The 18,293-nt window shown below is 64.3% G+C and carries 18 protein-coding genes; 15 read left to right on the forward strand and 3 right to left on the reverse strand.

Translation table 11 applies throughout. The features are described 5' to 3' along the window. Positions 1-63 precede the first annotated feature (63 nt). On the forward strand, positions 64-1,785 hold the full coding sequence (locus G7076_RS10875) for a gamma-glutamyltransferase family protein (RefSeq protein WP_166202752.1): 1,722 nt from the start codon (positions 64-66) through the stop codon (positions 1,783-1,785). On the opposite strand, the gene G7076_RS10880 is transcribed toward G7076_RS10875, so the two are convergent. After that, a complete protein-coding gene (locus tag G7076_RS10880; protein ID WP_166202753.1) occupies positions 1,754-2,794 on the reverse strand; it encodes a quinone-dependent dihydroorotate dehydrogenase in 1,041 nt (346 codons plus the stop codon). The genes G7076_RS10875 and G7076_RS10880 overlap by 32 nt on opposite strands. A gap of 92 nt (positions 2,795-2,886) precedes the next feature. On the opposite strand from G7076_RS10880, the gene G7076_RS10885 reads away from it, so the two are divergent. The 8 genes from G7076_RS10885 to G7076_RS10920 are packed head-to-tail and all read left to right on the forward strand — an operon-like array spanning position 2,887 to position 10,106. Next, the gene (locus G7076_RS10885) at positions 2,887-4,710 is read left to right on the forward strand and encodes a DUF885 domain-containing protein (protein ID WP_166202755.1); all 1,824 of its coding nucleotides are present in this window, start codon (positions 2,887-2,889) and stop codon (positions 4,708-4,710) included. 58 nt (positions 4,711-4,768) lie between these two features. Then, complete coding sequence (locus G7076_RS10890; RefSeq protein ID WP_166202756.1) at positions 4,769-5,167, forward strand: SUF system Fe-S cluster assembly regulator; 399 nt, start codon at positions 4,769-4,771, stop codon at positions 5,165-5,167. After that, a complete protein-coding gene (gene sufB, locus G7076_RS10895; protein WP_166202762.1) occupies positions 5,164-6,633 on the forward strand; it encodes a Fe-S cluster assembly protein SufB in 1,470 nt (489 codons plus the stop codon). The genes G7076_RS10890 and sufB overlap by 4 nt, the downstream gene beginning before the upstream one ends. After that, on the forward strand, positions 6,634-7,377 hold the full coding sequence (gene sufC / locus G7076_RS10900) for a Fe-S cluster assembly ATPase SufC (RefSeq protein WP_166202764.1): 744 nt from the start codon (positions 6,634-6,636) through the stop codon (positions 7,375-7,377). Continuing rightward, positions 7,377-8,114, forward strand: a complete 738-nt coding sequence (locus G7076_RS10905) for a SufD family Fe-S cluster assembly protein (RefSeq protein WP_166202765.1) — start codon at positions 7,377-7,379, stop codon at positions 8,112-8,114. Before sufC ends, G7076_RS10905 begins: the two co-directional genes overlap by 1 nt. Beyond that, the gene (locus G7076_RS10910) at positions 8,111-9,301 is read left to right on the forward strand and encodes a cysteine desulfurase (protein WP_166202767.1); all 1,191 of its coding nucleotides are present in this window, start codon (positions 8,111-8,113) and stop codon (positions 9,299-9,301) included. Before G7076_RS10905 ends, G7076_RS10910 begins: the two co-directional genes overlap by 4 nt. Then, positions 9,301-9,756, forward strand: a complete 456-nt coding sequence (locus tag G7076_RS10915; RefSeq protein ID WP_166203603.1) for an SUF system Fe-S cluster assembly protein — start codon at positions 9,301-9,303, stop codon at positions 9,754-9,756. Before G7076_RS10910 ends, G7076_RS10915 begins: the two co-directional genes overlap by 1 nt. Next, complete coding sequence (locus G7076_RS10920; RefSeq protein ID WP_166202769.1) at positions 9,753-10,106, forward strand: iron-sulfur cluster assembly accessory protein; 354 nt, start codon at positions 9,753-9,755, stop codon at positions 10,104-10,106. Before G7076_RS10915 ends, G7076_RS10920 begins: the two co-directional genes overlap by 4 nt. A 1-nt stretch (position 10,107) precedes the next feature. Here G7076_RS10920 and G7076_RS10925 read toward each other — a convergent pair whose 3' ends face one another. Next, on the reverse strand, positions 10,108-12,417 hold the full coding sequence (locus G7076_RS10925) for a S8 family peptidase (protein ID WP_166202771.1): 2,310 nt from the start codon (positions 12,415-12,417) through the stop codon (positions 10,108-10,110). Positions 12,418-12,526: 109 nt separating this feature from the next. Between G7076_RS10925 and G7076_RS10930 the strand changes: the two genes are divergently transcribed. The 3 genes from G7076_RS10930 (at position 12,527) to G7076_RS10940 (ending at position 15,129) form a co-directional block, all read left to right on the forward strand. Beyond that, positions 12,527-13,201 (forward strand): pyrimidine 5'-nucleotidase, encoded by a 675-nt coding sequence (locus G7076_RS10930; protein ID WP_166202773.1) that lies wholly within the window; start codon positions 12,527-12,529, stop codon positions 13,199-13,201. Then, positions 13,198-14,019 (forward strand): 2,3,4,5-tetrahydropyridine-2,6-dicarboxylate N-succinyltransferase, encoded by an 822-nt coding sequence (gene dapD, locus G7076_RS10935; RefSeq protein WP_166202775.1) that lies wholly within the window; start codon positions 13,198-13,200, stop codon positions 14,017-14,019. The genes G7076_RS10930 and dapD overlap by 4 nt, the downstream gene beginning before the upstream one ends. A 105-nt stretch (positions 14,020-14,124) precedes the next feature. After that, positions 14,125-15,129 (forward strand): DMT family transporter, encoded by a 1,005-nt coding sequence (locus tag G7076_RS10940; RefSeq protein ID WP_166202777.1) that lies wholly within the window; start codon positions 14,125-14,127, stop codon positions 15,127-15,129. On the opposite strand, the gene G7076_RS10945 is transcribed toward G7076_RS10940, so the two are convergent. Further along, positions 15,089-15,685 (reverse strand): TlpA disulfide reductase family protein, encoded by a 597-nt coding sequence (locus G7076_RS10945; RefSeq protein WP_240913787.1) that lies wholly within the window; start codon positions 15,683-15,685, stop codon positions 15,089-15,091. The genes G7076_RS10940 and G7076_RS10945 overlap by 41 nt on opposite strands. Before the next feature lie 16 nt (positions 15,686-15,701). On the opposite strand from G7076_RS10945, the gene argH reads away from it, so the two are divergent. Genes argH through G7076_RS10960 form a run of 3 tightly spaced genes read left to right on the forward strand, consistent with a single transcriptional unit; the run spans position 15,702 to position 18,255 of the window. Beyond that, on the forward strand, positions 15,702-17,075 hold the full coding sequence (gene argH, locus G7076_RS10950) for an argininosuccinate lyase (protein WP_166202779.1): 1,374 nt from the start codon (positions 15,702-15,704) through the stop codon (positions 17,073-17,075). Continuing rightward, complete coding sequence (locus G7076_RS10955; RefSeq protein ID WP_206367537.1) at positions 17,072-17,392, forward strand: hypothetical protein; 321 nt, start codon at positions 17,072-17,074, stop codon at positions 17,390-17,392. Before argH ends, G7076_RS10955 begins: the two co-directional genes overlap by 4 nt. Continuing rightward, on the forward strand, positions 17,389-18,255 hold the full coding sequence (locus G7076_RS10960) for a UTP--glucose-1-phosphate uridylyltransferase (RefSeq protein ID WP_166202781.1): 867 nt from the start codon (positions 17,389-17,391) through the stop codon (positions 18,253-18,255). The genes G7076_RS10955 and G7076_RS10960 overlap by 4 nt, the downstream gene beginning before the upstream one ends. Positions 18,256-18,293 lie beyond the last annotated feature (38 nt).

The raw sequence follows: 18,293 nt of genomic DNA on the forward strand, positions 1-18,293 counted from the left end.
AGCTGTTGCGATGGCTGTTTAGCGGATTGGCGGGTCCGCGCCAGTCGCCTAAGGACCCCAGCAATGCGTCTCTCCCCTTTGTTCGCCGCACTTGCCCTCGCCGCATGCAGCCAGTCTCCCCGGCCGCAATCCGCCGCTCCGGCATCTAGCCGTGCAACGCCGGCATTCGTCATCGCCGCCAATCCGCTCGCTGCCGAGGCTGGGCGCGAAGTGCTCGAACGCGGCGGAAGCGCTGCGGACGCGGCCATCGCGGTCCAGGCAATGCTTAGCCTTGTCGAGCCGCAAAGCAGCGGGGTCGGCGGCGGGGCGTTCCTCAATTACTATGATGCGGCATCGCGGAGCCTCACGATCTATGACGGCCGCGAGGTCGCACCGGCGCAGGCCACTGCATCCATGTTTCTCGGCGCGGACGGAAAGCCGTTGTCATTTTCGAAAGCGGTACTGAGCGGGCGTGCGACCGGCGTTCCGGGCGCGATCGCGGCCTTTGCCGAAGCGCATCGAGCGCATGGCAAACTGCCTTGGCGCGAGCTCTTCAGCTCTGCCCGCAAGACAGCCTCGGACGGTTTCATCGTCAGTCCCCGGCTGGCGCGGATGGTCGCGGGAAGATTCCCGCAGAACGGTACGCCCGACACACAGGCCTATTTCCGCCAAGGTCCGGGGGGCGCCCTGGTAAAGGCCGGCGACAGGCTTCGAAATCCGGCTTACGCGAATTTCCTTGGTCGCTTGTCCGAGAATGGCCCGGCTGCTCTTTATGCCGGCGAGACCGCGGCGCGGATCGTCGAGCGGCTGCGCCAGGGCGAACTGCCCGGAAGCATGACGATGGCGGACCTCGCAGCTTACCAGCCGGTCCGGCGCGAGGCGCTGTGTCGGCCATGGCGAGGCTATTCCGTGTGCGTCCCCCCTCCCCCTTCAAGCGGCGTCGGGCTGCTCGAATTGCTTGGACTTCTCGAACGGACGGACATTGCGCGGCGCGGCCCGAACGATCCGCAAAGCTGGTTCCTGTTCGCGGAAGCGAGCCGGCTGATGTACGCCGATCGTGATCATTATGTCGGCGATCCGGCGTTCGTCAGCGTGCCGGTCGAAGGGCTGCTCGACCCGGCCTATCTCGATTCGCGCGTGAAGCGCATCGGCACCAATGCCATGGTCAAACCGGAAGCGGGCAACCCGCCGGGGGCCAGTCTCACCGCCCGCGACTTCACGCAGGAGCCGGCGGGGACCAGTCACTTCGTCGTCGGGGACGCGGAAGGCAACGTGCTGTCGGTAACAACGACGGTCGAAAGCATCTTCGGCAGCGGGCGGATGGTGGATGGCTTTTTCCTCAACAACCAGCTTACCGACTTCTCGTTCGATCCAAGGCGGGCCGACGGTGGACCGGCGGCAAATGCGGTTGCCGGCGGCAAGAAGCCGCGCTCATCGATGGTCCCGACAATATTGCTGACCAATGACGGCCGTTTCGCGGGAGCAATCGGAAGCGCCGGCGGAAACGCGATCCTGGCCTTCGTCGCCAAATCGCTCGTGGCCTCGGTGATGTGGGGCGAGCCCATGCAACAGGCTCTGGCCCGGCCGAACCTGGTCGCACGTGGATCGAGCTTCGGGGGCGAGGTCGAAAAATTCCCGCCGGCGATCCTTGAGGCACTTCGCGAGCGCGGCGTGAACATTGAGCCTGGGCAGGGCGAAGACAGCGGAGTGCACGGCGTCCTGGTCCGCGACGGGCGGATCGATGGCGGCTACGATCCCCGCCGCGAGGGGCGGGTCATCGTAATTCCGAGCCGATCGCCTCGCTGATCGACGACATTCCCGCCCGCTTGAGCCGTTCGGCCAGTCCGGCGGCGATGCGCCAGGCGAGGCGCGGCCCTTCATATACGAGGGCGGAATAAAGCTGGACGAGACTCGCTCCCGCGCAGATGCGCTGCCAAGCATCATCGGCCGACCCGATCCCGCCTGCTGACACAAGTGGAATGTCCGGACCGACGATGGCCCGGAACCGGCGAAGCTGGTCCAGCGCCAACGGGGCAAGCGGAGCACCGGACAATCCGCCGGCCTCCGAAGCATGGCGCGACCGAAGAGCCGGCCGGCTGATAGTCGTGTTGGCAACGATCAGCGCGTCGATGCCGTTGTCGATTGCCGCCCGCGCGATGCGCTCATGGTCACCAATTTCCAGATCGGGAGCGACCTTGAGGAAGACCGGCGGGCCGTTTGGCTCTCGCACCTCGCGCACTGCCGCGAGAAGCTCGTTGAGCTCTCCGCCCGTCTGAAGGTCGCGAAGCCCGGGCGTGTTGGGCGAGGAGATGTTGACGGTGATAAAGTCGGCGACCGGCGCCATCCGGCGCACGCCGTCGGCATAGTCGGCGATCCGGTCCGGGCTGTCCTTGTTCGCCCCGACGTTCACACCCACCACGCCCTTGCTGCGGTCGCGCTCACGAAGCCGCGCCAGGGCAGCTAGCTGTCCGCGGTTGTTGAAACCCATGCGGTTGATGACCGCAAGGTCCTCGGCCAGCCGGAACAGCCTCGGCCGGGGATTGCCGGCCTGGGCCAGTGGCGTCAGGGTCCCGACTTCGACAAATCCGAAACCGAGGCCGAGCATGGCGTCGGCGACTTCGGCATCCTTGTCGAAACCGGCCGCTAGCCCGACTGGCGATGGAAAGCCGACACCAGCGACGCTGGTCGTCAGGGATGCTGGGAAACGCCGGGGTCGCCGATTCGGCGCCCACTTCAATGCAGCAATCGTTGCGCGATGCGTCGCTTCCGTATCGATCCGAAAGATCAACGGGCGAATTAACGGGTAGATTCGCATGGCCCCCATTCGTCGAATAACCGTGAGGGCGCACTTGAGCCGCCGCCGGCCAATCTGCAAGGTGCGGCGGACTCAACTCCGGGGGATATCCAATGAACCGTTCGTCGCGTTTCGCAATCCTGCTCGCCGCCGCGGCTTTCAGTCCCGCAGTGGTTGCGGCTCAGGAGACCGCTCCCCAAACCGCCGCGATCCAGCCGGTCGTCGAAGACAGCGCTGCGCTGGCCGCCTTCTTCGAAGCCTATGACAAGTCGAACCTAGAATATGCTCCGGAGGGCAAGGCCTTCCGCGGCATCCGCGACGAGGATTACGGCCTCTGGAGCGATGCCAGCGACGCATACGATATCGCTGCGCAGAACCGGCTCCAGGCCGCGGCGAAGACCATGCGGGCGGTCTACGACCCGGCGAAGCTGTCACCGAAGGACCAGCTTTCGTTCCGCCTGTTCGACCGCAATGCGAAGCGCAGTTCGGCCCTGTTTCCCTATCGCCACCTCGGCTACGTCTTCGACCAGATGAACGGTGCGCAGAGCGAGATCGCCGCGTTCCTCATCAACATCCACAATGTCTCCACCAAGGAGCACGCCGAAGCCTATGTCTCGCGGATTCTTCGCGCCGGTCCCGCGATCGACCAGCTGACCGGAATTTCGAAGGAGCGTGCCGACAAGGGCGTGCTGCCGCCCAAGTGGGTCTATCCCTATGTCCTCAGCGACATCGACAACCAGCTGAATGCCGGCAAGGGCGCGGCGTTGGCCGGTCATCCGATCATCGACGATCTTCGCGGCAAGGTCGGCAAGCTCGACATCTCGCAAGCAGAGAAGGACCAGATCGTCGCCGACGGCATCGCGGCCTGGAAAGGCAGCGCCGCCCCGGCCTTCCGCCGCCTTCGCGCCGAGATGGTTCGCCAGCAGGCAATTGCCGGCAACGACGACGGGGTTTGGCGCTTCCCCGACGGCGCGGCTTATTACAACGCGCTACTCGCCAGCTACACGACGACCGACCTGACCGCCGACCAGATCCACGAAATCGGCCTTCGCGAAACGAAGCGCATCCAGGCCGAAATGACCGCGATCAAGGACAAGGTCGGTTTCAAGGGCTCGCTTCAGGAATTCTTCAGCTACGCGAGGACCGACCCGAAGTTCTTCCCCAAGAGCCGCGAGGAATATCTCGGCAAGGTCGATATCGCGATCAAGGCGATGGAGAAGAAGCTTCCCGATTTCTTCGCAACGCTGCCGAAGGACCCTCTTCTGGTGAAGCCCGTCGAGGCCTTCCGCGAGAAAAGCGCAGGCAAGGCATTCTACGGCCGGCCAGCGCCGGACGGGTCGCGGCCCGGGACTTACTACGTCAACCTCTATGACCTCAAAGCCATGAGTCTCAACGAGCTCGAGGCCCTGGCCTTCCACGAAGGCATTCCAGGCCACCATCTGCAGCTGTCGATCCAGACCGGGCTTGGTGAAATGCCCGCGTTCCGACGCTTTGGCGGAGTGACCGCTTTTTCGGAAGGCTGGGGCCTCTATTCCGAGGAACTGGCAAAGGACATGGGCTTCTACAACGACCCGATGTCCGACTTCGGCCGGTTGGCCATGGAAATCCTTCGCGCCGGCCGCCTGGTGGTGGATACCGGAATCCATTCCAAACGCTGGAGCCGGCAGCAGGCGATCGACTGGTTCATGGCGAACACGCCGAATGCCGAGGGCGATATCATCAGCCAGGTCGAGCGGTACGTCGTCAATCCAGGCCAGGCGACCGCCTACATGATCGGCAAGCTGAAGATCATGGAACTTCGGGAAAAGTCGAAGGCGGCGCTCGGCGACAGGTTCGACATTAGGGCCTTCCACGACGTGGTGCTGAAGTCGGGCCCGGTTCCGCTCGAGATCATGGAAGAGAATGTCGATGCCTGGATCGCGGCTACCAAGGCGTAAGATAGTTGTAATTCGAGACGCATCGGCCTAATTCGGAGTAGAAAGCTCCGATTAGACGATGCGACTCACCCACCTTGCCGACTATGCGGTCGTGATGATGACCGCGGCTGCACGACGCGGCGTCGGTGCGCGCCTCAGCGCGACGGAGCTCGCCGAGGAGACTGGCGTGCCGCTGCCGACCGCGCAGAAGCTGATGCAGCAATTGTCGCGCCACGGCCTGCTGACCGGACAGCGCGGCGCCGGCGGCGGCTATGCGCTCGCCAAGCCCGTGATGGAGATCAGCTTGGCCGACATCGTCGAAGCCGTCGAAGGACCGATTGCGATGACCATGTGCAGTGAAGGCCGGAATGATTGCGCGCTGGACGCCCATTGCCGGATCAAGCCGCACATGGGCATCGTCGGCGACGCGGTTCGCGGCGCGCTTGGCGCGGTCAGCCTGGAAAGCCTTGCGCGATGAACGAGCAGGTCACCAACCGCGAAGCGCGGGAAGCGATCGCCAAGGACTACGAATATGGTTTCGTGTCCGAGGTCGAGCAGGAGTTCGCGCCCAAGGGGCTGGACGAAAGCACCGTCCGCTACATCTCCGCCAAGAAGAGCGAGCCGGAATGGATGCTCGATTGGCGGCTCAAGGCCTATCGCGCGTGGCTGGAGATGGAGGAGGTCGAATGGGCCAAACTGATCATCCCGCCGATCGATTACCAGGACGCATATTATTACGCGGAGCCGAAACAGAAGCCGACTCTGAAGAGCCTTGACGAGCTCGATCCCGAAATCCGCCGGACTTACGAGAAGCTCGGCATTCCAATCGAGGAGCAGAAGGTCCTCGCCGGAGTCGAAGGCGCGCGGAAAGTGGCGGTCGACGCGGTCTTCGACAGCGTCTCCGTCGCCACGACCTTCCGCGAAGAATTGTCCAGGGCCGGAGTCATCTTCCTCAGCATCAGCGAGGCGGTCCGCGAGCATCCCGAACTGGTCAGGAAGTATCTCGGCAGTGTGGTGCCGCAGCGCGACAATTACTTCGCCTGCTTGAACAGCGCGGTCTTTTCCGACGGCACCTTCGTCTATGTCCCGGAGGGCGTGCGCTGCCCGATGGAGCTAAGCACCTATTTCCGTATCAATGCCCAGAACACCGGCCAGTTCGAGCGAACCCTGATCGTCGCCGACAAGGGCAGTTACGTCTCCTACCTCGAAGGCTGCACCGCACCGATGCGCGACGAGAACCAGCTTCACGCGGCGGTCGTCGAGATCTTCGCGCACGAGGACGCCGAGGTGAAATACTCGACCGTCCAGAACTGGTATCCAGGCGACGCGGAAGGAAGAGGCGGAATCTTCAACTTCGTCACCAAGCGCGCATTGTGCAGCGGCGACCGAAGCAAGGTTTCGTGGACGCAGGTCGAGACCGGAAGCGCGATCACCTGGAAATATCCGAGCTGCATTCTGAAGGGCGCGGACAGCGTCGGCGAATTCTATTCGGTCGCGCTGACCAACAATCGTCAGCAGGCCGACACCGGCACAAAGATGGTGCACATTGGCCCGCGTTCGCGATCGACGATCGTGTCGAAAGGCATTTCGGCGGGGCGCAGTGACAACACCTACCGCGGCCTGGTCAAAGTGCTTCCGAATGCGGAAGGCGTGCGCAACTTCACGCAGTGCGATTCATTGCTTCTTGGCAGCGAGTGCGGCGCGCACACCGTGCCATATATCGAGGTCAAGAACCCGACCGCGACGATCGAGCACGAAGCGACAACCAGCAAGATTAGCGAAGACCAGTTGTTCTACGCGATGCAGCGCGGGCTCGACGCGGAAAGCGCCGTCGCGCTGATCGTCAACGGCTTCGCCCGCGAAGTGCTGAAGCAGCTGCCGATGGAGTTCGCGGTCGAAGCGCAGAAGCTGCTTGGGATCAGCCTGGAAGGAAGTGTTGGTTAAGTGCTCAAGATTGAAAACCTACACGCGACTGTCGCCGACAAGCCGATCATCAACGGCCTCGACCTCGTCGTGCCGAACGGCGAAGTGCACGCGATCATGGGCCCGAACGGGGCCGGAAAGTCGACACTGGCCTATGTGCTCGGCGGCCGTCCGGGCTATGAAGTGACGAGCGGTTCGGTCAGCTTCGACGGTCAGGACCTGTTCGCGCTGGAGCCCCACGAGCGCGCCGCGGCGGGTCTGTTCCTGGGCTTCCAATATCCGGTCGAAATTCCCGGCGTTTCTTACCTGCAATTCCTGCGCGAAAGCCTTAACGCGCAGCGCCGCGCGCGCGGCGAAGAGGAGCTTTCTGGCGCGGCCTTCATCAAGCTTGCGCGCGAAAAAGCAACGCTACTCGGAATGGACGCGGAAATGCTCAAGCGTCCCGTCAACGTCGGCTTTTCCGGCGGCGAAAAGAAGCGCGCGGAAATGGTCCAGCTCGGCATCATGGATCCCAAGCTGGCGGTCCTAGACGAGACCGACAGCGGGCTCGACATCGATGCGCTTCGCGCGGTCGGCCACGGAATCAACGCGATCATGCGCGAGCCGGGGAAATCGGTGCTGCTGATCACGCACTACCAGCGCCTTCTCGACTATGTAAAACCGGACAAGGTGCACGTCCTCTCGCGCGGGAAGATCGTACGTTCCGGCGGCCCTGAATTGGCGCATGAGCTGGAGCGCGAAGGCTATGCCGAGGTGGCTGCCTGATGACCGCGCTTCCGACACGCAAGCTGGAGGCATTTCGCTACGCCGATACCGAGGCCCTGGCCGAAGTGTGGACGTCGCTTGGCACCCCGGAGCGAGTCGAAATTGCTGCGCAGCAAAAGCTGCAGCAAATCTGGCTTCCGAGCGGCCAGATGATCGACATCAGGCGCGTCGAAATGACCGTCGGCGCGGGCGGCTCGGTGCAGGTTTTCGCGCTAAATACTGCCGCGCGATACGGACGCATCGAACTTGACGTGACGCTGCATGACGGCGCTGACTTTTCGTTCGACGCGGCGATGATTGGCGGCGGCCAATCGACGCTGGAGATTGTCACCACCGTTCGCCATTCCGAACCCAATGCGACCAGCCGCCAGACGGTGCGGAGCGTGCTCGGCGGCAAGGCAATGGGCAGCTATCTCGGCAAGGTGGCGGTGGCGCGCGACGCTCAGCGCACCGACAGCGAGCAGTCGGTCAAGGCGATGCTGTTGGATCGCGGCGCGACGGCCAATGCCAAGCCGGAGCTGGAGATTTACGCCGACGACGTGAAATGCGCGCATGGCGCGACCGTTGGGGAACTGGACGCCAACCAATTGTTCTATGCCGCAGCGCGCGGACTTCCGCCGGCGACTGCCAAGGCGCTGCTGCTTGAGGGATTTATTGGCGGGCTTTGGGACGCGCTTGGCGAGGACAGTGAGATATCAGTCCGCGCGCGCGAAGCGCTTCGCGAGGTAGCGCGATGACGGCGCACGCGCCCATCGAAACCGCGCTCGACTTGCGCCACCAGTTCCCGGCCATCGCCGGTTGGCATTATCTCGATTCCGCGGCGACGGCGCAGAAGCCGCAGGCGGTGATCGATGCGATCACGAACGCCTATGGCCGCGATTATGCGACAGTCCATCGCGGGGTGTACGAGCGCTCGGCGACGATGACCCAGAGCTTCGAGGCGGCCCGCGGCGCGGCGGCGGCGCTAATCGGCGGAACAGTAGGCGAGGCAATCTTCACGCGCGGCGCGACGGAGGCGATCAACCTGCTCGCCCAATGCTGGCCGCGTGGGGACCGGAACCGCATATTGCTGAGCACGCTCGAGCATCACAGCAACATCGTGCCGTGGCAGCTTGCCGGTTACGAGATCGACGTGGTTCCGCTGACCGACAATGGCGAGATCGACCTCGACGCGGCGGAGTGCATGGCCAACGAAAGCCACGCCTTGCTCGCATTCGCGCACGTCTCGAACGTGCTCGGGTCGGTGCTAGATGCGAAGCGAGCCGCAGATGTCGCGCACAAGATCGGGGCGAAGCTGTTGCTCGACGGCTGCCAGGCGGCACCGCGCCTGACGGTCGACGTCGCCGAAATCGACTGCGACTTTTACGCTTACTCCGGCCACAAGCTCTACGGCCCGACGGGGATCGGCGTGCTGTGGGGCAAGGCTGACCTCCTCGCCCAGATGCCGCCCTACCAGGGCGGCGGAGCGATGATCGACCGCGTGACATTCGAGCGCACGACCTATCTGGATCCGCCGGCGCGGTTCGAGGCGGGAACGCCGCACATCGTCGGCGCGATCGGTCTCCACGCCGCGATCGAATGGACCACGGAAATCGGGCTCGACCGGCTCGAGGCGCACGAATCCGCGCTCGCCCGGCAGTGCCGGGACGCGCTTCGCGAAGTCGAGGGCATCCACCTGTTCGGGCCGGAGGACAGCGCGGGGATCGTCAGCTTCGCGATGGAAGGCGTTCATCCGCACGACATCGGCACGATTCTCGACGACGAAGGCGTTGCGATCCGCGCCGGCCACCATTGCGCCCAGCCGCTGATGGACCATTTAGGCGTTCCGGCGACGGCGCGGGCGAGCTTTGCGGCGCATAACGACCCAAGCGATATCGACGCGCTGTTGCGCGGTCTCCACAAGGTGAAACGGATCTTCGGATGATGGGTGAAGAAAAGAGGATCGAGGCGGAAGAAGTGGAGTCGGTGCCGACCCCGCCGCGCGCCCGGCTGACCCCGGAAGTGGAGCGCAAGCGCGACTATCTCGCCGGGTTCCTGGCGGATCAGAAGCCGGAGCCCGATCCGTCGGAGCCGGGCGGCCAGCTTCAGCAGGCAGTCGTCGATGCGCTGAAATCCATCTACGACCCGGAAATTCCCGTCGACATTTACGAACTCGGGCTGATCTACGACGTGGCGATCAGCAAGGATGGCGACGCGGTCGTCACCATGACCCTCACGACGCCACACTGCCCGGTCGCCGAGAGTATGCCGGCCGAAGTGGAGATGCGGGTGCTGTCCGTGCCCGGGATCCGCGATGCCGAGGTCAAGCTGGTTTGGGATCCGCCGTGGGATCCGTCGAAAATGAGCGACGAAGCGCGTCTGGAATTGGGGATGTTGTGAGCAAGGAAACCAGAGTCCGTCCCGCGGCGATCACCCTCACGCCGAATGCCGAGGCGCGCATCGCCGAACTGATGGCCAAGGCGCCGGAAGGTGCGGTCGGCGTAAAGCTGTCGACTCCGCGGCGTGGCTGCTCCGGCCTTGCTTACTCCGTCGATTATGTGACCGAGGAGAACAAGTTCGACGAGAAGATCGCAACGCCCGGCGGCACCTTCTACGTCGACGGCGGATCGATCCTTTACCTCGTCGGATCGACGATGGACTGGGTCGAGGACGATTTTGCCGCCGGCTTCGTGTTCCAGAACCCGAACGCCAAGGGCGCCTGCGGCTGTGGCGAAAGCTTTACCGTCTAGCCTAGAAACGCAGCGAGTAGCGCAGGGCCGCACCGACATCGGCGTCGGCATAAGCGCGGTGATCCGGCTGGTAGCGATAGAACAGGTTACCGCTCAGCCATCCCGACCCGACATTGGTCGAATAAGACAGTTCGCCATCAACCTCGCGGCCGCTCGGGCTTAGCGAAAAGCGGCTCATCGTCGTCGTCGCGGACTCGGTCGCATAGTCGTAGCCGGTCGGAAGCAGCAGCGCGAAGCCGCCCTTTTCGATTCGCAGCGGCTGGGACACGCGCAGCGCGATCCTGTCGGTGAGGTCGAAAAGGCCCTCTTTGGCGAAGTCGACCGCATAGGCCGCGCTCTGAAAACTGCCGCCGCCAAAGCTGGTCCAGCCCCGCCGGGCGCTGGCCGTCGCCGAGAAGCCGGATCCGAACTGGCGACGCAATTCGAGATCGAGGAATGTCGAGGTGGAGCCGGAAGCGCCGCCGAAGGCTTCGCCGACGCGGCCGCCAAGCAATGTATTCTTTTCGTCGAGGCGAGACAGGCTGAGTGACGCCCAGGTGCTCCTGCCGAAATCGCGATCGATCGAAGCGCTCGTCCAGCGATAGGGCGAACCCGTCGCGCGCGTCGGAGTCTCCTGCCAGACTTCGCCTTCCTCGCTCGATACGGTGAGCGAGACGGGGCCGAGGCTGCGGCGAACCGCCATGCTCGATCCGCGCTTGGCGGCAAAGCCGGGTTCTCCGGCGATGTCCCTGGCGATCAGGAAGGCACCCGCTTCGGCGCCCGACAAGCGACGCTCGATCGCCTTGGCGCCCTCGGCGAAGCCGAAGGCGACGGCGGTCTTCCGGTCGAGCCGGGCGATTGCCGAGGCCGCGACGAGCTTGGCCCTGGCCGCATCTTCAGGGCCAATCCCGAGCACGGCGACATCGAACACGCCAGTCCGGTTGCGGGGCCGCTCCGAGACGCTCATCGCTACGGTAAGCGGACCGGCGCTGACTTCGCTGCTCTGGACATTCGCGGATAGCGAGCGGTGAAGCGGCTTGTTGATTTCCGCTTTGCGAAGGCCGGCGGCCAGGTTGATCGAAAAGGCCCGCGAATAGCCGTCGAGAATGATCGCACCGAGCTTGCCATTGACGGGGTCGCCGCCATCGCCGGCTGCGGGCGGCAAGTCGCCGCCGGTTTCGGCACCCACCGCGATTGCCGTTCCGGCCAGCGAGGTCGTGCCGACCGGCTGGAAAGCGCGCGTGATATTGAGGCGCCCGTTCCCGTAGATGTTGTCGATTCCCGCCGCGCCGAGATCGTCCGCGGTCTGGAACAGGATCGAGATGATCTGCTGCCCGGTGAGGTTCGGAAACGCCTGCGCCATAAGCGCCACCGCGCCGGAAATGACCGGCGCTGAGAAGCTGGTGCCGCTGTAGAGATATTCCGTCCCGGTATGATCGATCGTGTGGACCCGGTAGCCGAGGGCGGTGAGGTAATAGCTCGCTCCGGTCCCGGCGCGGTTGGAGAAGTCCGAAATCGCATTTGGGTCGGTAAGGGTGCCAACAGAGCCCGCGATGATGACTTGGCCCGGGAATTGCTGCGCAGGGACCAAAGCGAACGGATCCGGGTTGACGCCTTCCGGCGTATCGCCCTCGTTTCCTGCCGCAATGACCAGCACGATACCTGCTGCGACCGCCCGTTGCATCGCAGCGAGCAGGCCCTGGCTCGGCGCCGATCCCCCGAGCGAGAGATTTATGACCTTGGCACCGGCAAGCCGCGCAAGATCGATGCCCTGAGCAATGTCGCTTTCATAGAAGGCGCAATCGTCGGCGCTGCCGCACGATCCCGGATCGTCGGCGCGTGCCATGACGATGGTCGAGTTGAAGGCAACGCCGTGAATGCCGCTGTCATTTCTAGCCGCCGCAATCACCGCCGACACGGCGGTGCCGTGTCCGTCGACATCGCCCAGTCCGCGATCGCCGGCGACGTCTCCTGAAGCCGGATCGATTCGCCCGGCGAATTCCGCGAGACTGGGATTGATGCCGGAATCGACGACCCCGACTTTAATGCCAGCACCCGTCGCGCCCGCATTATATGCGCCGAGGGCGTTCGAAGAGGTTACCGCGTTCGACCGATAATATTCCGCCGTGAGATAATCGATGGGCGTCGGGGTGGGCGTCGGTGTCGGTGTCGGTGTCGGTGTTGGAGTGGGCGTGGGTGTCGGAGTTGGCGTAGGAGTCGGGGTCGAGTTAATCGGCGCACCTCCGCCCCCGCCACCCCCGCCACCGCCACCGCAGGCGGACAGCGTCAAAATGATCGTCAGCGCACTTGCGCCGCCAAGCAACCGACCCATTTGGAACCCTCGCTCTAAGCCACTCATATCAAATGGCTTTCCCGTATTCTTTATGCCTAACAAATCCTTTCATTTTGATGAAGGGCATTTCCGCGCTAGGCGGCGCGTCATGCGTGACGGCTTCCGCCATATCGACGAGTGGATCTTCGACCTCGACAATACGCTTTATCCGGCATCAGCGCGACTGTTCGACCTGATCGACGAGCGGATGAGCGCTTATGTCGGGCGGCTTCTGAGCTGCGACCCGATGGAAGCCCGGCGGATCCAGAAGCAATATTTCCGAGATCACGGAACGACGCTGGCCGGCCTGATGAAGCATCACGACGTCGACCCGCATGACTTTCTCGACGACGTCCACGATGTCCCTCTTGAGCGCATCGGCCGGGATGAACGGCTTGCGGAAGCGCTGGCGAAGCTCCCAGGACGCAAGTTCGTCTTCACCAACGGCAACGAATCCTATGCCAGCCGGGTGCTAAAGGCGATCGGGATCGACGACCACTTCCACGGGCTCATCGACATCCACGCCTGCTCGTACCTGCCCAAGCCGGACGCCCACGGTTATCGCCTGCTGATCGACCGCTTCGCGATCAATCCCGCGCGAGCGGTGCTGATCGAGGACATGGCCAAGAACCTGAAACCCGCAAAGGCGCTGGGAATGACGACCGTCTGGCTCGACAACGGGTCCGATCACGGCGATCACAACGCTGATCACGACGCCATCGACCATGTCATCGACGACCTTGCCGACTGGCTTCACTTCATCCTCGAGGAACATGTTTCATGACCGACGCCCTTCAATCCATTGTCGACAAGGCCTGGGACGATCGGGAAACGCTCGATCCGGACAATGGCGCTGTCCGCGAGGCGGTCGAGGCGGCCATCCTCAAGCTCGACTCGGGCGAGCTTCGCGTTGCCGAAAAGGGCGCCGAGGGCTGGACGGTCAACCAGTGGCTGAAGAAAGCCGTGCTGCTGAGCTTCCGCCTCAATCCAATGACCGCCATCCCGGGCGGGCCGGGCGGCGCGACCTGGTGGGACAAGGTCGATTCGAAGTTCCTCGGCTGGGGCGAGACGGCGTTCAAGGCCGCGGGGTTCCGTGCCGTGCCGGGCGCGATCGTCCGCCGAGGCGCCTATGTCGCGCCAGGCGCGGTACTGATGCCGAGCTTCGTCAACATCGGCGCTTATGTCGGCGAGGGAACGATGGTCGATACCTGGGCGACGGTTGGAAGCTGTGCGCAGATCGGCCGCAACGTCCATATCTCCGGCGGCGCGGGAATCGGCGGCGTTCTCGAGCCGCTTCAGGCGGGACCCGTCATCATCGAGGACGATTGCTTTGTCGGCGCTCGAAGCGAGGTCGCGGAGGGCGTCGTGGTCGAGCAGGGCGCGGTGCTGAGCATGGGCGTGTTCCTGGGCGCATCGACCAAGATCGTCGATCGAGCGACCGGCGAAGTGCATTACGGCCGCGTGCCGGCCTATTCGGTGGTCGTGCCCGGTAGCCTGCCGGGTAAGGACGGCGGGCCAAGCCTCGCCTGCGCAGTGATCGTAAAGCGCGTCGACGAGCGGACGCGATCGAAGACGAGCATCAACGAGCTGCTGCGAGACTGACGTCCGGCCAATCGATAAGCTGGCCTTATCGATAGCAACAATCATTCCGTTGGTGGCGCGCGTCGCGAGGCGATAGCGCTCCTGTTACCAACAGGAGAATGGCCCATGGCCCCGCGTGATTATTCCGCCCGCCCCGCGTTCAAGCGGGTTGCCGCGCCGCCCGTGTCACCCGTGGCGCGCAGGCCTGCGCCGGCAATGGGCCTCGTCGAATGGGGCATCCTGGCTCTGCTGGCACTGGTGTGGGGATCGGCCTTCCTGTTCATCAAGGTGGCCGTTACGAGCTTCGCGCCCCTGACCTACGTCTGGCTTCGGCTGCTGATCGCGGCGGCGGCGCTGTCGGCCTTCATGCGGCTGGCCGGTCACCGGCTGGCTTTGTCAGTAACGGTCTGGGCGGCAATCGGGCTGCTCGCACTGCTCAACAATGTCGTGCCGTTCATGCTGTTCGGCTGGTCACAGCAGCATATTGCCAGCGGGTTGGCCGCAATTCTGCAGGCCACCACGCCGATCTTTGGCGTGATCTTCGCCCACCTCGCCACCGTCGATGAAAAACTCACGAAGGCCCGGCTTGTGGGAGTCGTCGTCGGATTTACCGGGGTCGCGACGATGATCGGGCCGCAGCTGCTGAACGACGGCGGCGACCATTTGATGGCGCAGCTCGCTTGCCTGTTCGCCTCTATGCTTTACGCGCTCGCCGGAATCTTCGCCCGTCGATTCAAGGCAATGGGTGTCAACCCGACGCAGCTCGCGACCGCGCAGTTCATCACCGGGGCGGTCATGCTGGCGCCGGTGGCCCTGCTGTTTGGCCAGAACATTGCCGATCTGCCGACCTCCTTTGCAGCGTGGGGTGCAGTCGTGGCGCTTGGCATCGTCTGCTCGGCCTTCGCCTACGTCCTGTTCTTCGAACTGGTTGCGCGCGCCGGGGCAACCAACAGCCTGCTGGTCACCTTGCTGGTGCCCCCTGTCGCGCTGATCGTTGGTTCGCTTGTGCTGGGCGAACGCTTCGGCGCGGCCCAGATCGGCGGGCTCGCGCTGATCGCGCTCGGTCTCGTCGTTATCGACGGGCGGCTGGTCAGCCCTTGGGCGCGGCGGCTTCGGCCAGCAGCTTCCTAGCCTCCTCGCCTGTCCAATCGAGATCGCCGATGTAGCGCCACACTTCTCGGCCGTTGGAATCATAGAGGATGGTGGTCGGCATCACCTCGACGCCGAGGGCGCCGCTGAGCTTCATTTCCGGATCGAGGAATGAGCGAAGCTTGATCCCCTTTTCGGTCAGGAAGCTGTCGACGGTCGCTTTGCCCGCCATGTCCTGGCTGACGATCATGATACCAAGATCGCCATTTACGGCGTGCCGCTCATCGAGCTTCTGGAGCGTCGGCAATTCCTTCACGCACGGCGCGCACCATGTCGCCCACAGATTGACCAGAACTGGGCTGCCCTTCGACCTGGAGAGGGTAAATTCGCCGCCGTCCGGATTCTGGAAAGTCACATCCGGCGCCGGGGTGCCGGCCTTACTGCGGTCGACGCCTTTCACCGGAACGGCCGACGCACCGGACGAAGCGCCGGGTGAAGCAGCGCTCGCGTCGGCGTTCGCTTCTTGAGGGGGCGCGGCTTCTTCCCTATCGCAGCCGGCAAGCGCCATAACGGCGAGGAGACAGACGATCGAGCGCAAGGGCAACTCCAACCAGATGTGGGGCGGGCGCTTTGCTGGCGGCCCGGCCGCTGTGATGCGCGAGATTAATGCCTCGATCGCGATTGACAGGAGGCTATGGCGGCAGGATATCGCCGCGTCAAAGGCGCATGCCGCGATGCTTGCCGCACAGGGCATTTTGAGCGCAGAGGACGCCGACGCAATCCGGAGCGGACTCGACAGCGTCGCCGAGGAGATTGCGGCGGGCAAGCTCACAGAGGATCCGGCGCTCGAAGACATTCACATGCATGTCGAGCATCGCCTGTCCGAATTGATCGGACCGGCCGCGGGCCGGCTCCACACCGCCCGGTCGCGCAACGACCAGGTGGCGACGGACTTCAAGCTGTTCGTCCGCGATTGCATCGACGAATCGCTGGCTGGGATTGACGCGCTCGAGGAAGCACTACTCGATCGGGCCGAGGAGCATTCCGGAACGGTCATGCCCGGCTTCACCCATTTGCAGTCGGGCCAGCCGGTGACACTTGGTCATCATCTGATGGCCTATGTCGCGATGCTCGGCCGCGACCGCAGCCGCTTCGCCGATGCGCGCAAGCGGATGAACGAAAGCCCGCTTGGCAGCGCGGCGCTGGCCGGGACCGGTTTCGATCTGGATCGTAACGCAACCGCCTCCGCCCTCGGTTTCGACCGGCCGACCGAAAACAGCCTCGACGCAGTCAGCGACCGCGACTTCGCCATCGACTATCTCCACGCCGCTGCGCTTTGCAGCGTTCACCTGTCGCGACTCGCCGAAGAGATTATCCTGTGGGCCTCGCAACCGTTCGGGTTCGTCAAACTGCCCGATGCCTGGTCGACCGGAAGCTCGATCATGCCCAACAAGCGCAATCCCGACGCCGCCGAGCTGGTGCGCGGCCATAGCGCCCGGATCACCGGCGACCTCGTGGCTCTGCTCGTGCTGCTGAAGGGGTTGCCGCTCGCTTATGCCAAGGACTTGCAGGACGACAAGCCGCCGCTTTTCGACGCTCACGACCTGCTGTCGCTGAGCCTCGCGGCAATGGCCGGAATGGTCGCCGACCTGGAATTCGTGCCCGAGAAGATGCGCTCGGTTGCCGCAGCCGGCCATGCAACCGCGACCGACCTTGCCGACTGGCTGGTGGCCAAGGCCGACGTGCCATTCCGCGAAGCGCACCATATCGCGGGAAGCGCGGTCGCCGCAGCGGAAGCCGCCGGGAAGGCGCTCGACGAGCTCAGCATCGAAGAGCTTCAGGCCGTCGATTCGCGGATTACAAATGACGTGTTGCCGCTGCTGGCGGTCGAATCGTCGGTCGCCTCTCGACGCTCCGCTGGCGGGACCGCTCCGGAGCGGGTAGCAGAGGCGATCCGGGCCGTTCGTGAGGCCCGAGGGAGACGATGATGATCCGGCGTTTTGCGATCCTGGCGCTGCCTCTCGCCATAACAGCCTGCGGCGACACCGCCCCGCTTCGTCCGGCGGCCGGGCAATCGCTTCCGGTCAAGCCGGCGCTGGCCCAGACCACGCCCGATGCTTCCGACCTTCTGGAAACCACTCCGATGGCTGCGCCGGAGCGGGTCGACGAACTCATCACCCGCTCGCAGCGTCGGGAAACCGACCGCTTCGACCTTCCGCCGCCCGATGGCCGCGCTGCGCCGGCCGCTCCCGCCGCGGAGCCGCAAGACGCGGAAGACGAAACGCGGGTAGGTGAGCCGGAATGACGGTAAGGAAGGTTCGCAAGGCGGTATTCCCGGTCGCAGGACTCGGCACGCGCCTGCTCCCGGCGACGAAATCCATTCCCAAGGAGATGCTGACGATCGTTGATCGCCCGCTAATCCAATATGCCGTCGACGAGGCCCGCGAGGCAGGGATCGAGGAGCTCATCTTCGTCACCGGCCGGGGCAAGTCGGCGCTGGTCGATTATTTTGACATGAGCTTCGAGCTCGAAGCGACCATGGAAAAGGCGGGCAAGAGCCTCGCCCCGCTCGAGCCGTCGCGGGCCGGCTACGGCGAGATCGCCTCGGTCCGTCAGCAGCGGCCTCTGGGCCTCGGCCACGCAGTCTGGTGCGCGCGCCATGTCGTCGGCGACGAGCCGTTCGCGGTCTTGCTTCCGGACGACCTGATGATCGGCAAGCCCGGAGCTCTAAAACAGATGATCGAGGCTTACGAGCAGGTCGGCGGTAACATCGTCTGCGCGACCGACGTGCCGCGCGACAAGACGGCCAGCTACGGGATCGTCACGCCGGGCGCGGCGAGCGCCAACCGCACCGAGGTGCTCGGCCTTGTCGAGAAGCCGAAGCCAGAGGAGGCGCCATCGACGCTGGGAGTCATCGGCCGCTATGTCCTTCAGCCCGACGTGATGCGCGTCCTGGATGCCCAGGAGCCGGGCTCGGGCGGGGAAATCCAGCTGACCGACGCGATGGCCCGGCTGATCGGCAAACAGCCGTTCCACGCCGTGACGGTCGAGGCGACTCGCTACGATTGCGGGACCAAGCTCGGCTTCGTGTCTGCGAACCTCGCGCTCGGTCTGGCCGATCCCGAGATCGGCGAGGCGTTGCGACAGGTGACGGCCGGCGCGAAGTAAATCCGCACCGTCGATCGGGTTCGCTCCGCGACCCGTCA

The organism is Sphingomonas sp. HDW15A (assembly GCF_011301715.1).
Classification (GTDB): Bacteria; Pseudomonadota; Alphaproteobacteria; order Sphingomonadales; family Sphingomonadaceae; genus Sphingomicrobium.